At 39.6% G+C, this 15,834-nt stretch carries 10 protein-coding genes and 1 rRNA gene; 6 read left to right on the forward strand and 5 right to left on the reverse strand.

Features of this window, described 5'->3' with window-relative positions:
• The first annotated feature begins 5 nt into the window (after nucleotides 1-5).
• Nucleotides 6-120, forward strand: a 5S ribosomal RNA gene (gene rrf, locus ACSLUH_RS06395).
• A gap of 116 nt (nucleotides 121-236) precedes the next feature.
• On the opposite strand, the gene ACSLUH_RS06400 is transcribed toward rrf, so the two are convergent.
• Both ACSLUH_RS06400 and ACSLUH_RS06405 read right to left on the reverse strand, forming a co-directional pair.
• On the reverse strand, nucleotides 237-992 hold the full coding sequence (locus ACSLUH_RS06400; RefSeq protein ID WP_448565470.1) for a LytR/AlgR family response regulator transcription factor: 756 nt from the start codon (nucleotides 990-992) through the stop codon (nucleotides 237-239).
• Entirely contained in the window at nucleotides 985-2,085 is a 1,101-nt protein-coding gene (locus tag ACSLUH_RS06405; protein ID WP_448565471.1) for a sensor histidine kinase, read from the reverse strand. The genes ACSLUH_RS06400 and ACSLUH_RS06405 overlap by 8 nt, the downstream gene beginning before the upstream one ends.
• Before the next feature lie 226 nt (nucleotides 2,086-2,311).
• On the opposite strand from ACSLUH_RS06405, the gene ACSLUH_RS06410 reads away from it, so the two are divergent.
• From ACSLUH_RS06410 to ACSLUH_RS06420, 3 genes are read left to right on the forward strand one after another with little or no spacing between them, the layout of a single operon-like run.
• Nucleotides 2,312-4,114 carry an assimilatory sulfite reductase (NADPH) flavoprotein subunit gene (locus tag ACSLUH_RS06410; protein WP_448565472.1) on the forward strand — a complete coding sequence of 601 codons (1,803 nt, stop codon included), beginning with the start codon at nucleotides 2,312-2,314 and terminating at the stop codon, nucleotides 4,112-4,114.
• Nucleotides 4,114-5,835 (forward strand): assimilatory sulfite reductase (NADPH) hemoprotein subunit, encoded by a 1,722-nt coding sequence (gene cysI, locus ACSLUH_RS06415; protein WP_448565473.1) that lies wholly within the window; start codon nucleotides 4,114-4,116, stop codon nucleotides 5,833-5,835. Before ACSLUH_RS06410 ends, cysI begins: the two co-directional genes overlap by 1 nt.
• Nucleotides 5,828-6,589, forward strand: coding sequence for a phosphoadenylyl-sulfate reductase (locus ACSLUH_RS06420; RefSeq protein WP_448565474.1), 762 nt, complete (start codon nucleotides 5,828-5,830; stop codon nucleotides 6,587-6,589). The genes cysI and ACSLUH_RS06420 overlap by 8 nt, the downstream gene beginning before the upstream one ends.
• A gap of 10 nt (nucleotides 6,590-6,599) precedes the next feature.
• Here the strand turns inward: ACSLUH_RS06420 and ACSLUH_RS06425 are convergent, their stop codons facing one another.
• On the reverse strand, nucleotides 6,600-7,556 hold the full coding sequence (locus tag ACSLUH_RS06425; protein ID WP_448565475.1) for a TIGR03899 family protein: 957 nt from the start codon (nucleotides 7,554-7,556) through the stop codon (nucleotides 6,600-6,602).
• 264 nt (nucleotides 7,557-7,820) lie between these two features.
• Between ACSLUH_RS06425 and ACSLUH_RS06430 the strand changes: the two genes are divergently transcribed.
• The gene (locus ACSLUH_RS06430; RefSeq protein ID WP_448565476.1) at nucleotides 7,821-10,043 is read left to right on the forward strand and encodes a bifunctional diguanylate cyclase/phosphodiesterase; all 2,223 of its coding nucleotides are present in this window, start codon (nucleotides 7,821-7,823) and stop codon (nucleotides 10,041-10,043) included.
• Between the two features lie 53 nt (nucleotides 10,044-10,096).
• Here ACSLUH_RS06430 and ACSLUH_RS06435 read toward each other — a convergent pair whose 3' ends face one another.
• Both ACSLUH_RS06435 and ACSLUH_RS06440 read right to left on the reverse strand, forming a co-directional pair.
• Nucleotides 10,097-11,296: an MFS transporter gene (locus ACSLUH_RS06435; protein WP_448565477.1), complete on the reverse strand. Its 1,200-nt coding sequence runs from the start codon at nucleotides 11,294-11,296 to the stop codon at nucleotides 10,097-10,099.
• A gap of 81 nt (nucleotides 11,297-11,377) precedes the next feature.
• On the reverse strand, nucleotides 11,378-13,432 hold the full coding sequence (locus tag ACSLUH_RS06440; RefSeq protein WP_448565478.1) for a TonB-dependent receptor plug domain-containing protein: 2,055 nt from the start codon (nucleotides 13,430-13,432) through the stop codon (nucleotides 11,378-11,380).
• Nucleotides 13,433-13,672: 240 nt separating this feature from the next.
• Here ACSLUH_RS06440 and fadB point away from each other — a divergent pair, with 240 nt between their 5' ends.
• Complete coding sequence (fadB, locus tag ACSLUH_RS06445; RefSeq protein ID WP_448565479.1) at nucleotides 13,673-15,832, forward strand: fatty acid oxidation complex subunit alpha FadB; 2,160 nt, start codon at nucleotides 13,673-13,675, stop codon at nucleotides 15,830-15,832.
• Nucleotides 15,833-15,834 lie beyond the last annotated feature (2 nt).

Raw genomic sequence — 15,834 nt, forward strand, 5'->3', positions numbered from 1 at the left:
TTTTGTCTAGCGACAATAGCACTGTGGTACCACCTGATCCCATTCCGAACTCAGAAGTGAAACGCAGTCGCGCCGATGGTAGTGTGGGAGTTCCCATGTGAGAGTAGGTCATCGCTAGACTCCTATTGAAAAAAGCCCGATACATACGTGTCGGGCTTTTTGCTGTTTGTCTCTTGCTATCTGTTTTTTATAAATTTTAAACAAAATCAATTACACAGCCAAATAACACCGGAAAACTACTTTAATAGTTCTTTCAATTTGATCTTATTTCGTCGGGATAAGGTTAGGACATCACCAGATTTTAGCGTAACTTGATAATCACCGTTGTCCTGAGTACTGAGCTCTTTTATATTGGTTTTATTAACAATGGTGGAGCGATGGATACGGCTAAATAAGTTTGGATCAAGCGATGCCTCTAACGCCGAGAGTGTTTCTCTATGGAGAATGTGAGAGCCATCATTTAAGTAAATATCCGCATAGTTACCAGCACCCAAGATATAATTAATGTCTTGAGTTTCTACAATACGTATTCTGCCAGTATCTTTTACAATGAGCTTTTCCTGATAATCTTTTTCCGTTTGCTGTGAAACAATAGAGATATAATCAGAAATTAATGAGTAATCAATTTCTTTTTTATTAATTAAGTCTTCTCTCACTTTATTAATTGCTTGTGAGAAACGCGCGTCATCATAGGGCTTTAATAGGTAGTCAACAGCGTTAATATCAAACGCTTTTATTGCATATTTATCATAAGCGGTAGAGAAGATCACCGCGATCCCCTTTGGTAACTGTGATGCGACCTCAATGCCTGTTTTACCTGGCATTTGAATATCTAGGATCGCAACATTTGGATTATACTGCTCTGCTATTGATAACGCTTCTATGCCATCTTTTGCTTCATAGATATTAATAATATCTGCATGCTCTTTTAGTAACAGTTTAACGGTCTGGCGTGCAAGTTTTTCGTCATCAGCGACTAATACATTAAGCATGATATTCTCTCAGTGGTAATGTTAATGACGTTTCAAAGTATCCATCTTGAAGCTCTTTAAGCTCTAATGAAAATTTATCTTGATAAAGTTTTTCCATACGCTGTTGGCAGTTCTTTAAACCGATACCAAAGCCTTTATGCTCATCAGTCTCCGGAGCGATATTTACCAATCTAATATAGAGCTGGCCATCATTACAGTTAATATCTAAGGTAATATGATTTTCGTTGGTCTCTAATTGTGAGCCATGTTGTACTGCATTTTCGACTAAGGTTTGCAACAACATAAAGGGGATTTCATTTTGCATACATCCTTTGCTGACATTAACACTGATTTTTAATTTATCTTCAAAACGCAGTTGTTGTATCGCCAAATAGCTTTCAATAAACTCCATTTCGTCTTTCAGCGATATCACTTGATTATTACGATTTTCTAGGACCTTCCGTAACATTTTACTTAACTCACTAATCGCTTTTATTGCTGTATTGCGTTCGTCTAAGCGCACAAGGCTTGAAATGGTATTTAGGGTATTAAATAAAAAGTGTGGATTGAGCTGAGACTTAAGAGAGTGTAACTCTACCTCTAGCAGTTGCTTTGAGAGTTGTTCATTTATTTGCTGTTGCAGTTTTACTTTTTGATGATATGACATTGCATACCCAGTTCCAAACACAGCAATGTAAACTAAAACATCCATATAAAGTGGGCTGCGTAGCAAAGAATCAAATGCTGTGCTAATCGTTTCAGCGTTAATCGATTTACCTTTTAGTAAAATAACTTCTAACATTGTTACGCCCCAATAAACAACAAATATTACGGAAGCGACAAACAAACTTTTTAAGGTAAAACGCAGTGGCGAATTTTTATCCAAAGATATCATCGAGGTTGCTGCGATGATTACCGGTGCGATGAAAATCCAATTTCCCCACCATGGAAGGTAATATAGCCATACTTCATAAAACATGCGCGCATGTTCTTTATTTTGTACTTCCCAGCGGTGAGTATGAGCTGCGGAAATGGTGTTTAGCACCAACCAGAACAGAGTATTTGCTAACCAAAATTTGTAGCCGGGTAATCTGTTGAACAATTCTTTAAACATAGATACGCAAAATTCATTACTTCTATTCTTATTATAACGCGTCTTATTTGGTATCGAAGCTAAGTGCTTGCAATACATCCCATAATTTCGACCACTCACCCCTTAGTTTATTTTATCTTATTTTTAATATTCTATTATGGAATAAAAAAGCCTCTTCTATTCTTTTTCAAACGTTCAAAGACTGATTAAACTTGCAGCATTATTTTGAAATAGGCGAATTGACACTATGTTGCCAGAACAACAAAATTTAAATCAAACCATGCTAAATAGCGAGCAGTTGACATCGTTAAAGCAAGTAACGAGTAGTTTGTCGCCATTGCAATTGGCATGGGCGAGCGGGTACTTAGCTGCACAGGCGGAAAATGCAGGAGGTACTCAAGTAGGAGCGGTATTAGCGCAATCAACGCAAGCTGCTTCAACATTGACGATATTGTATGGTTCACAAACAGGCAATGCGAAAGGTGTTGCCAAGGTCTTGGCTGCACAAGCTAGCGCTGCTGGTATAAGTGTCGAATGCAAAAGCATGGCTGAAATAAAACCAAAGGCGATAAAGAACATTAGTCACTTGTTGATTGTTGCCAGCACCAATGGTGAAGGCGAGCCGCCCGATGATGCTATTGCGTTACATGAATTTTTATCGTCTAAAAAAGCACCCCAATTACCAGAACTTCACTACAGCGTTTTAGCGCTTGGTGATACCAGTTATGAATATTTTTGCCAAACCGGTAAGGACTTTGATGAGTTTTTATCGAAACTTGGAGCTAAACAAATGGCGCCAAGAGTTGATTGTGATGTTGACTATGAAGAGTTGGCAAATGCATGGACAAAAGACATAATAGAAAAAGCAAAAACCTTAGTGGCGAGTGATAATCAGCAAAGCAATGTTGTCGCAATGCCTACGGTTGGAGCAAGTTCTGCGTACAGTAAACAAAACCCTTATCAAGCAGAGTTTGCCTTAAGCCAAAAAATCACTGGTCGTGATTCAGCTAAAGATGTTCGTCATATTGAGATTGACCTTTCAGATTCTGGTTTAGTTTATCAGCCTGGCGATGCGTTAGGCGTCTGGTTCGAAAATGATCCAATACTTGTCGAAGAGCTTTTGTCAAAATTGTCATTAGCTGGTGATACTTTAATAGAAATTTCAGGTGAGCAGTTAACGTTAAAACAAGCGCTAATTGAAAAGCTTGAAATCACTCAAACCTCCGTAAATTTTGTTAAGTTTTGGGCGGAATTAAGCCAAGACGCTACCTTACTAACGCTAATTAATGACGGTGATAAACTGCGAGCTTTTGCTGGTGAGCATCAAGTCGTTGATGTTGTCTCGACGTTAGAAAACCCAGTTGATGCGCAAGCATTTGTTGATTCGTTAAGAAAGATCACCCCTCGTCTATATTCTATTGCTTCCAGTCAAAAAGAAGTTGAAGAAGAAGTACATTTAACCGTTGGTTTGGTTGAATACAACAGAAATGAAAAAGTCAGAGCCGGAGGCGCTTCTGGCTATTTGGGCAAGCGTTTACAAGATGGCGATAAAGTTAAAGTGTTTATCGAGCATAATGACAATTTCCGCTTGCCTACAGACGGCAATGTACCGGTAATCATGATTGGTCCTGGTACAGGTATCGCTCCTTTTAGAGCTTTTATGCAGGAGCGTGAAGCGACTGATGCTCAGGGTGATAACTGGCTATTTTTTGGTGATCAAACCTTTACTCAAGATTTCTTGTATCAGGTTGAATGGCAGTCATACCTTAAGTCTGGACTACTGACGAAGATATCACTTGCTTTTTCTCGTGATCAGCAAGAGAAAATTTATGTTCAACACCGCTTAAAAGAGAACGCCAGTGAAGTTTACCAATGGTTAGAGCGAGGCGCTCATCTCTACGTATGTGGTGACATGAGCAGAATGGCTAAAGATGTAGAGCAAGCGCTGGTTGAAATTATCGCTTGTGAAGGTCAAAAAACAGAAGCGCAAGCTGAAGAATATTTGAAAGATTTACGTAACGCGAAGCGTTATCAGAAGGACGTTTACTAATGAGTGACTCAATTAAAGCCAATGGCCCACTAGTGGTAGAAGGTAAGTTAGCTGACAATGAGCGCTTAAAGCGTGAAAGTAATTTCTTGCGAGGCACGATTGAGCAAGATCTCAAAGATCCTGTTACTGGTGGTTTTACTGCAGATAACTTTCAGCTTATTCGTTTCCATGGCATGTATCAGCAAGATGATCGCGATATTAGAGCAGAGCGCGCAAAGCAAAAGCTTGAGCCTTTACACAACGTCATGCTTAGGGCACGTATGCCTGGTGGTATTATTACCCCAACACAGTGGTTAGCGATTGATAAGTTTGCTCAAGAGCATACCAGTTACGGTAGTATTCGTTTAACGACAAGGCAAACGTTTCAGTTTCACGGTGTATTAAAGCCTAACATTAAGTTGATGCACCAAACGTTAAACAGTATTGGCATAGACTCAATAGCAACAGCAGGAGATGTTAACCGCAACGTTTTGTGTACCACTAACCCTGTAGAGTCAGAATTACATCAAGAAGCTTATCAGTGGGCGAAAAAAATTAGTGAGCACTTGTTACCCAAAACACGTGCTTATGCGGAAATTTGGCTCGACGGCGAAAAAGTGGAAGGTACTGATGAAGAGCCAATTTTAGGTTCAAACTACTTACCAAGAAAGTTTAAAACAACGGTAGTGATCCCACCACAGAATGACGTTGATGTTCATGCAAATGATTTAAATTTTGTTGCGATAGCTGACAACGGTAAATTGGTAGGTTTTAACGTATTGGTTGGCGGCGGTTTAGCCATGACTCATGGTGATAAGTCTACGTATCCGCGAAAAGCGGATGATTTTGGCTTTGTTCCATTAAATAAAACCTTAGATGTTGCTGCTGCGGTGGTTACAACGCAGCGTGATTGGGGAAATCGAGTTAACCGTAAAAATGCGAAGACTAAATATACTCTTGACCGTGTTGGTACCGAGGTATTTAAAGCTGAAGTTGAGCAAAGAGCGGGTATTACCTTTGAGGCAAGTCGTCCTTATGAATTTACAGGTCGAGGCGATCGCATTGGCTGGGTGCAAGGCTTTGATGGCAAGCATCATTTAACCTTGTTCATTGAAAATGGACGCTTACTTGATTATCCCGGCAAACCGCTAAAAACTGGGGTAGCTGAAATAGCCAAAATACATAGCGGTGATTTTCGTATGACGGCTAATCAAAACCTTATTGTTGCCAACGTTAACGAACAAGATAAAGCGCAAATCGAAGCAATCGCTCGTCAACATGGCTTAATGGATGATGGCGTTAGTAATCAACGTAAAAATTCAATGGCCTGTGTTGCATTTCCTACATGCCCACTAGCAATGGCTGAAGCTGAACGTTATTTACCAGGGTTAGTGACGGATGTTGAAGCTATTTTGGAAAAACATGCCATTCAAGATGAAAGCATTATTTTGAGAGTTACGGGTTGTCCTAACGGTTGCGGTCGCGCAATGTTAGCCGAAATAGGATTAGTAGGTAAAGGTCCGGGTAAGTATAACATGCATTTAGGTGGTAATCCTGAAGGGACACGTGTGCCTAAAATGTATAAAGAAAATTTAACTGAACAAGAAATTCTGACTGAGATTGATCAGCTAGTTGAACGTTGGGTAGCAGAAAGAGAAAGCCAAGAAGCCTTCGGTGATTTTGTTATTCGTGCTGGCATCATTAAGGAAGTTATCGTCAGTAAGCGAGATTTTCATGACTAATTTGACGCAAACAGCCAATGGAGCGGCGATCAGTAACCGCTTTCCTGCTTCTCTACCGGAGCCTTGGCTGAATCAATGGAATGAATTATTAGAGCAGCAACGTGCAGAGCAACGCGTAGAGTGGGCGATGGAAAACTTGCCTAGTGAGTTTGTTTTGTCGTCAAGTTTTGGTATTCAGTCTGCCGTGATGCTGCACATGCTCACCCAGATAGACGCAAATATTCCGGTCTTGCTAACGGATACCGGGCATTTGTTTCCAGAAACTTATCGTTTTATCGATGAGCTTACCGATAAACTGAACTTGAACTTACAAGTTTTCAGCGCAAAAGAGAGTGCCGCGTGGCAATTGGCGAAGTATGGAGAAGAATGGGCTAAAGATGAAGATTCATTAAAAGCTTATAATCGTCGAAATAAAGTTGAACCGCTTGAAAGGGGCTTAAGCCAGTTAAATGCTCGTACATGGTTTTCTGGTATTCGGCGACAACAGTCTTCTCATCGAGAAAATCTTTCGGTAGTTAGCATTTTAAGAGGGCGTTTTAAAGTGCATCCAATTATTGATTGGTCTAATCGCGATGTTCACCAGTATTTGACCAAACATAATTTGCCATACCATCCGCTATGGGATAAAGGTTATGTATCGGTAGGCGATGTGCATAGTACCCAACCCCTGACTTTAGGTATGGATGAAAGCGAAACCCGTTTTAACGGTATGCAACGCGAATGTGGCTTGCACACGGATGGTGATGGCATCTAATCAACAAGGTTTAGGGCTTTATATCAAAATGAAGTCCTATTTGTTGTTTCAACACGGTTAAATACTCATTATCAACTTCATCAGGTATTAAGTTAGCCAATTCAACGCCGATACCGGTAAATTTATAAAAGCTTAACAAGCAATTGTTTTGTTTTGCCGTTAATATCAACGGTTCTCCATTACAATAAAAGTGAATTGTTTCATTGACTGCCATTGGTGCAGTTTCAGTTTCTTGCATAAACAGTAAGTGATTATCTGCTAAGGTTAAAAACTCTGAGTAGCTTAAGCCAAAACGACTTAAACTTATGGTGCGTTGTCTCTCTTTGCTAAAAAAGTTAAAGACTCCGGGCAATTGGTATGAGCCAGAGATGATTCGATAACTTTTATGGTTACTACCTTTAACGGCAACCGCACAGGCTTTTGCGAACAGCCGCGCTTCACTTATACTCATCGTGCGAAAGGCTTTTAGCGTCTTTAATGAAAATGATCCCGGTTTAGTAACTTCATAGGCAAGTATCTTAGCCCATAAATCTTGCATCGTTGGGTTACTAACACCTTCGGCAAACTCGGTAAAACTATTAAACCAATCAATGTCTGCTCTATCGGTTATTTCACTGTCTGAACAATACTGAATTGCTTTGGCAATTATTGCTTCAAGATTCTGTTGCTTTCTTAAGCGCAAATACCTTTCACGTTTTTGCGTTCTATCCTCAAGTGGAGCTTTATTTTCCGGTGACAGTAGTGCGCCATCAAGGACAAATTGCTTTGCTAAGTTTAATAATTGTAGCTGTGATGACGGCCCCGCTTTTGAGGCTTTCGCCTGTTGCTTTGCTGGTTCTTCTACTTCGATCTTTTCAGTTTGTTGGGTATGTTTTACTTTACCAACTTCAGTAATTATCGGGGTACTCGTTTTGCCAACTTTCATCTTTGCCTCATGATGATGAAATAAATTATTCGCATCTTGCACAATAACTCGCTAAATTAACCATAACCGAAATAGTGCTAAGAGTGGATTATTTTTGTAAAAAACCACATAAAAATGTGTAAAGATGAAAATAATTACCTAAACTTATGCTGTTAGCGGCAATCGATAGGCAATTTTATTGAATTGTTTTGTTGAATATTATCAAACTGACTTTTATGATGTAATTTAATAAGATTATTAAAAAAAATATTTTAAAGATACTTTTTATAATGTTAACTGGCGACCTGTCAGTTATTTGAGGGTAGTATGCAGGCTTCTGAAGATACTAACGACGATTTTTTGTTTATCGATGATAGTGGTGAAGATGAAATTTTAGATGACTCTAATGCAGAAACATGGAAAGTGTTGATTGTTGATGATGATCCTGAAATTCATTCGGTAACGCAGCTTGCGTTATCTGATTTAGTTGTTCTTGGTAAACGCCTTGAGTACATTCATGCCTATTCTGGTCGCGATGCTTGTCAGCTAATTGAACAACATGAAGATATTGTCTTAGTTCTGTTAGATGTTGTGATGGAAACCGACGATTCAGGCCTTAACGTTGTCAAGCATATCCGTGAAACCTTAAAAAGAGCCGATATTCGAATAGTTTTACGAACAGGTCAACCTGGCTATGCACCCGAAGAAAGTGTCATTAAAGACTATGACATTAATGATTATAAAACCAAAACTGAATTAACCCGTCGTAAATTAGTGACAACCGTTTACGCTGCCATTCGTTCCTATCAACAAATTGATACCGTCACCCAAAATAGAGAAGGACTAGAAAAAATCATCGCAGCTTCAGCTGAGTTGCTTGAACTTCACTCTGTTAATAAATATGCCGCCGGCGTATTAGACCAGCTTAAAAACTTAATTGAAATTGAAAATGGCGTTTTCTGTGCACGCGGACAAGGCATTGTCGAAGCTGCAGATGACTTAAGTTTGTACATCTTGGCTCAGGATGGATTAACAAACGATATTGTTAATCGAAAAATTAGTAGTTTTGAAGATGTGCATAAAGAAAATGTCATTAAAAACTGCTTTCAGCAAAAACAACATCATATTGAAGGTCAGCAAACCTGTTTGTATTTATCAAGCGGTGGTTTTAGAGCGGTCATTTTTGTTGAACTCGCCAACCCACTGAGTGAAATAGATAAGCAACTAATTGAAGTGTTTTTAACCAATATTTCTGTTGGTTACGAGAATGTTCACCTATTTCAAAAGCTTCGAAATGCGGCTTATAAAGATTGGTTGACAGAGTTGCCGAACAGGCTGGAGTTTTTAAATCTGCTCGATGACTTTGGTCAAAGTACTGACATGATGCAAGTGGCTGGCTTAATTGACTTGAACCACTTTAGTGATATTAACGATGGCCTCGGTCAAGATTTAGGTAATCAATTATTAATGTCGGTCACTGCGCGTATGAAGGCGATGAGTGAACGTTGCAAGTTTGCCCGTGTCGGCGCAGACGTTTTTGGTATTATTGGGCCACAGGACGTTGTGAACCCAGAGCGTTTAAACGAGTTATTTGTTGAGCCTTTTAGTGCAGGAGAGCAGAACCTACCCGTTAAAGCATGCTTTGGGCTTTGCACTAAAGAAGATGCCGGTTCACGTGGCGTAAAAGTGTTAAACCAAATAAATATTGCGTTAAATCTCGCTAAGAAAAGTAATCAAGGCCATTTTGTCTATTATAAACAAGAAATGGAAGAGAAGACCTTGTGGCGCTTAGGAATGATCCGTCAGTTGCGTACAGACTTTGCTGACAATCGTCTAGAACTCTGGTATCAGCCACAATTAAATCTCTCGACAGGAAAGGTTATTGGTGCTGAAGCGTTACTAAGGTGGAAGACTGCCGAAGGGAAGTTTATTTCTCCGGCGGTATTTATTCCGTTAGCCGAATATTCTGGGTTAATTATTGATATCGGAGATTGGGTGATAAACCAAGCGTGTCAAACCATCAAAGTGCTAGAGCACAAAGGTTTTGATGACGTTGGTGTTTCAGTGAATGTATCTATTCCGCAGTTTAAACGTGATAATTTTGTGCAGAGTATTATTGAGGCGACAAAACGTCACCAAGTTAAACCCGATAAACTAGAACTAGAGATAACCGAAAACATCTTGATGGATGAACCACAAGTCGTGGTTGATGCGTTAGCCGAGTTGAAAAAACAAGGTATTAGTATTGCCTTAGATGATTTTGGTACCGGTTACTCATCAATGAGCTACTTGCAGAAGTTACCGCTGGATCGCCTTAAAGTGGATCGCTCTTTTATCACCGAAATTGCCGAGCCTGGACAAGCTATTATCGCCGATACCATTATAAATTTAGGTAAGCAAATGAATCTTACCGTAATCGCGGAAGGCATAGAAGAACAAGCACAAGAAGAGCATCTTAAAGCTCTGGCGTGTGACGAAGTACAAGGCTTTTATTATGCGAAGCCGATGCCGGAAGACGAGTTTTTAGCTTTCTTAGAAACAAATAGATAGTAATTCAAGTCTTTTGCCTTATAGAGCTATAGCTTAATAGAGAAGGCGCACGGTTAAACCGTAGCGCCTTTTTCTTTACTTGATTCTAGATAGCTAAACTCGATCCCTTGCTCTGGATGATTCGGTATAAGGTGAGATAACGCCAAAGAGCAAAAAGCAAAGCCAGCTCCTACATAAAACACCCACGAAGAATTGATGATCCAAACCATCCCTAACAACGCAGGAATAACAACCGCGGCAATATGATTAATCGAAAAACTTACACCAGCACTTGCCGCAATATCTTCAGCTTTAGCGATTTTTTGAAAATAGGTTTTTATGGCGATCGCCAATGCAAAAAACAAATGATCAACAACATATAAGATAGCGGCAAGTATGCTGTTATCAACTAACCCATAGGCAATAAAAAGTAGGATCAAGCCAATATATTCAATTTTTAAGGCCCTGCGTTCGCCAATTACACTAATGAACTTGCCAATTTTTGCAGCAAACAACCAGTTAAATACGTAATTAATAAGAAATAAGGCACTAATTTCAGAAACACTATAACCAAATTTTTCCACCATCAAGAAAGCAGCAAAAACAACAAAAATTTGCCGGCGAGCACCACTGAAAAATGTTAAGGCGTAAAATAACCAATAATTTTTCCGTAACACTAAATTCTTATTCTGCTCGGTATGCTGAGGAAATTCCTTAAACAATATGAGCAGACAAAGTGCGGCGATTACGCCCACGGTACCAAAGAATGCATAAGTCATTTGATACGACCAAGTAAAATACTCCATGAGCAGCCAAATGCTGCCAAAAGCAAGTAGTGAGGCAATGGATTTTGCTGATAATAAACGGCCCATAAAGTGCGCAGTTTGACCTTTATCAATCCATTGTAAGGTTAATGATTGATTAACCGTCTCGAAGTAATGAAAGCCTACAGACATAATCACAGTGGTTATGTACAGGCCAATCACTGAAGGAAAAAAGCCAGTTAGGCCAACACCAAGTGCTGTAATAAATAAGGAAATGATTGCTAAACGTTGCTCTTTAATAAACAACAATAAATAAACAGCGGTAAACGCCAAAAAGCCAGGAACTTCCCTCAGGCTTTGTAAAATGCCGATTTCCTTACCGGTAAATTGCGCTTTTTCAATAACAAAGTTGTTGAGCAATACCATCCACACAGAAAAAACGAGCGGCATCACAAATGCCATAGCAAGTAGCAAGGTTTCGGGTGAGTTAAAGCGAGTAGATTGTTTCATTGGAATAAATGGATGCTCTTACAAAACTAAATTTTATCGTAAAACGAGCATTTCTCCCAATGATAATTACGCCGACTGGCCTTAAAAGTGATAAGTATATTCAATGACCCAATGCTGACCTCGAGCTGGAAGCTCTCTTAACGGCATATTATCAGCATTCCCTATGGTGGTAATGGTCGGGTGGGCGTATTGTTTATCAAATAGATTGGCCACTTTGAGTTTAACTTCATTTTCACTATCAACTTGATGACGGATGTTCATATTGGTTGTTAATAAAGAGCTATGGTTACTTAAGGTCGCTATTTTGCTTCGCCAGTGAAATTGCACATCACCACTTAGACTATTGTTATATTGCCATTTTACGCCCAGCAGCCCATATTTTTTCGGTGATAACAGCTCTGAGGGAATAAGTTCACTGGGTATGCGCTCACCAGGTGATTCTGCTTTAGAACGGTTAGATAGCAGTTGGGTAAAATGGCCAAATAGTTGCCAGTTGTTGTTTAGTGTCCAACGCCATTCTGTTTCAATGCCCACAGCTTTATTACTCGATATATTGGCAAGTTTACTGACGGTACCACTGGTATCAAAACCAATAAGATCACTAATATGATTGCTAAACAGCGTCGATGAAAAGAAAAGGTTGTCGTTGGCTAATTGGTAATTTAGTTCTGCTGATTTAAGCACCGTTGGTTTTAATGTCTGATTACCGTCAACTAAGCCATTTTCTTCATCATATAAATCGCCCAGCGAGGGAACGCGATACGCCTCGTTATAAGAAAGCTTTATAATGCCATTACCTAACGTCTCATAAACCAAAGCTAATCTTGGGTTTACGCGATTTTCGATATCATTATAACTGTCATATCTTACACCCGAAGTTACCGTAAGTTGGGGAGATAGATGAGCCTTTAGCTGTGCGTATGCGCTTAAGGTTTTTCTTTTGACATCTAAGACTATTCGTTGCTCTTTTTCACCAAATACGGTGACATCATTTAAATATTCAAGGTCACCATAAAGGTTATAGTTACTTTTGATTGCGCCATCTGGAAGCTCACTTAAACTCCATTGAGCACCTGAGGATATCTCAAAATCACTATTTAGTGGGTAGATATAGTCAACATTCAGTTGCTTATTCTCAAAGGAAAAATTTTCACCAAAAAGCAGCGGAGCGTAGTTAAAAATGTCGTCGTTTTGTGGTTGCAGCATAGCAAGGGAGCGACGTTTGCCAGTTCGCCATTGTCCCTTTAAATGTAATTTTTGCCCCGAGGAAAAATTTTCAACATAGCTTGCTTGGTGAAGCAGGTTATTGAGCTGTAATCGGTTTACATCATTATTAAGGCGTCTAAAGAGATAAAATTGCTCAAATTGATAATCGTTGTATAAAGTTAGCCAATGAAAATTTTGGTAATTTGCCATTAGCATTGCTTGATGGCTTTTTCGTGGATCTGAGGTTTGTTGTGCAAGCGCGAATCGATCAAATACCGAATTAAAGGTATCACCCTTTTCTTGTTCTGTTTCAAATGATAAGCCTATATTCCAATCGTTGAGATGCGTTTGCCAGCCAAAGCTTCCTCGATAAGAATCTAAATTTCCTATCGACGCACTAATGCTCGATGTTACTTCGGTAATAATATTGACAACACCATTAAAGGCATTAGCTCCGTATAATGATGAACCAGGTCCTCTAATGACTTCTATTCTTTTAACATGCGAGAGCTTTAAATTCCGAATAAGGTAGTTAATACCACCAGTATAATCTTCATTTATCCGTTGACCATTAACAAGAAAAAGAATCGTGTTAGCATATTTTTGTGCATGACCTCGACTGACCATGTAAGAGTCATTACCTTCAACAGAGTTATAAGCCGAATAAAATCCAGGGATGTAATCAAATAGCTCGATTAATGTGCTAATGCCCAAAGCGTTCAAGTCATCTTTTGAAATTAAAGAAACACTTGCTGGCGATTTTAGCACTGATGATTCACTGACCGTGGCAATAGTAACTGGAGTTTGCATCAACTGCTCTAACGATAGCTCAAAAATATCATCGCCAGCGATAGCGCTAAAGTTGAAAGATAATCCAAATAAAAGCCAATAAAGCTTTTTATTGATAATGGAACGCTTGATGGTAACCAACTAAAATTTTCCCTAATATTACTGTAGCAATAGCAGCTAAAGTTCTAATTATCTTAATGTTGTGCAGTATAGTCATTTTTTCCTGTTTTCGAAACCAATCAGATTAATACACATAATTAAAACGCGCGTTTAAAAAATTTGCTTTTAGAATTCTTTCAAGGCACACTCATTCAACTATTATTAGAAGCAACTGAATATTTAGAAACCCAATTTAGAAATCTAAAGGTGAGGAGACAAGGCATGTTATTTCAGGGCAACAGTCTCAGTGCAGAGTTACTCGACGACGGCATTGTAGAGTTTAAGTTTGACGCGCAAGGTTCAGTCAATAAGTTTGATCAAGCAACGTTTGAAGATTTTAGAGCGGTTGTTAAAGCAATTAATGAATGTCCACAAGCAAAAGGTGTTTTAGTAACGTCCGCTAAATCAAGTTTCATTGTCGGCGCAGATATTACCGAATTTTTAGAAACATTTAAAAAACCAGTTGATGAGCTAATTCCTTGGATCAAGCAAGGTTCAGATGTCTTTGATTCTTTTGAGGATTTAAACGTACCAACTATAGCGGCCATTAATGGATTTGCTTTAGGTGGTGGTTGTGAGATGACCTTAGCGTGTGACTATCGAATTGCTGATACCAGCTGTTCAATCGGTTTACCAGAAGTAAAACTTGGCTTAATGCCTGGCTTTGGTGGCACCGTTCGATTACCTCGCCTTATTGGTGTCGATAACGCGGTTGAATGGATGAGCACAGGTAAATCGTGGAAACCAGAACAGGCATTAGCCGTTGGTGCTCTTGATGCTGTTGTAGCACCTGAAGCATTGAGAGAATCTGCATTAAAAATGTTAAAAGATGCGATAAATAATAAATTGGATTGGCGAGCAAAACGCCAACCTAAGTTAGCACCCTTGATGCTCAGTGATGTTGAAGCGTTAATGACCTTTTCTACATGTAAAGGCATGATAGCGGCGAAAGCGGGTAAACATTATCCAGCGCCAATGCTAACCGTTAATACCATTGAAGCGGCCGCTAAACTCGATCGAGCTGGGGCGATGGCCTGTGAGAACAAAGGCTTTGCTGAGCTTGCCAAAACTGACGCGGCAACAGCACAGATTGGATTATTCCTTGCTGATCAAGTGATCAAAGGTAAAGCGAAAAAAGCGAGTAAGTTAGCAATAAAAGACGTTAAGAAAGCTGCAGTACTGGGTGCAGGTATCATGGGCGGAGGTATTGCTTACCAGTCAGCCTATAAAGGCACGCCGATCGTTATGAAAGATATTAATGACCAAGCGTTGGACTTAGGATTAACGACAGCGGCCGGAATTTTAACAAAACTTTCCGACCAAGGTCGTATTAATGCTAAGAAAATGGCTGGCGTATTAAACAATATTACCCCCACCCTTAGCTATGATGGCTTAAAAGATGTTGATATCGTCGTTGAAGCAGTAGTTGAGAACCCCAAAATCAAAGCCTCAGTGTTAGCGGAAGTAGAAGACAGTGTTAGCGAAGATACAATAGTAACCTCTAATACCTCGACTATTTCCATTGATTTATTAGCAGAAAGCGTTAAACGCAAAGATAAATTCTGTGGTATGCATTTTTTTAACCCCGTTCATAAAATGCCTTTAGTGGAAGTGATAAGAGGTAAAGAAACCTCTGATGAAACGATTGCCGCTGTGGTTGCATACGCAGCCAAAATGGGTAAATCACCAATCGTGGTAAATGATTGTCCAGGATTTTACATTAATCGCGTTTTATTCCCATATTTTGCTGGTTTTAGTCAGTTGGTATTAGAAGGCGCTGATTTTACTGCTGTTGATAAAGTCATGGAGAAACAATTTGGTTGGCCGATGGGACCAGCATACCTTCTTGATGTGGTTGGCATTGATACTGCTGATCATTGTACAGGGGTTATGTCTGAAGGATTCCCAACTCGCATGGCAAAAATTGAAAATGACCCTGTGAGTGCTTTATATCATGCTAAGCGTTTAGGTCAGAAAAACGGCAGTGGTTTCTACGATTATGGTAAGGATAAACGTGGTAAGCCAACGAAAGTTGCAGCTTCAGCGGCATACGAATTGTTTGGGGTGCAAAGCAAAGCATTTGAAAGTGAAGAGATTATAGCCAGACTTATGGTACCAATGATCAACGAAGTGGTCCGTTGTTTAGAAGAGGGAGTTGTCGATAGTGCTGCCGAGGCAGATATGGGACTCATCTATGGCTTAGGCTTTCCGCCATTTAGAGGAGGGCCAATCCGTTATTTAGAAACGTTAGGACTGGATAACTTTATTGCCATGGCTGATAAATACGCGCATCTTGGCGAGATTTATCAAGTTACCGACGGTTTAAGAGCGATGGCTCAATCTGGTAAGTCATATTTCACTACTGATGTTAAAACAGCTTAAGC

The sequence above is a fragment of the Thalassotalea ganghwensis genome (assembly GCF_053485795.1).

Excerpts from the sequence above, each read along its gene's own strand:
- ACSLUH_RS06400 (WP_448565470.1), bottom strand. The coding sequence starts at position 992 with ATGCTTAATGTATTAGTCGCTGATGACGAAAAACTTGCACGCCAGACC.
- ACSLUH_RS06405 (WP_448565471.1), bottom strand. The coding sequence starts at position 2,085 with ATGTTTAAAGAATTGTTCAACAGATTACCCGGCTACAAATTTTGGTTA.
- ACSLUH_RS06410 (WP_448565472.1), top strand. The coding sequence starts at position 2,312 with ATGTTGCCAGAACAACAAAATTTAAATCAAACCATGCTAAATAGCGAG.
- cysI (WP_448565473.1), top strand. The coding sequence starts at position 4,114 with ATGAGTGACTCAATTAAAGCCAATGGCCCACTAGTGGTAGAAGGTAAG.
- ACSLUH_RS06420 (WP_448565474.1), top strand. The coding sequence starts at position 5,828 with ATGACTAATTTGACGCAAACAGCCAATGGAGCGGCGATCAGTAACCGC.
- ACSLUH_RS06430 (WP_448565476.1), top strand. The coding sequence starts at position 7,821 with ATGCAGGCTTCTGAAGATACTAACGACGATTTTTTGTTTATCGATGAT.
- ACSLUH_RS06435 (WP_448565477.1), bottom strand. The coding sequence starts at position 11,296 with ATGAAACAATCTACTCGCTTTAACTCACCCGAAACCTTGCTACTTGCT.
- fadB (WP_448565479.1), top strand. The coding sequence starts at position 13,673 with ATGTTATTTCAGGGCAACAGTCTCAGTGCAGAGTTACTCGACGACGGC.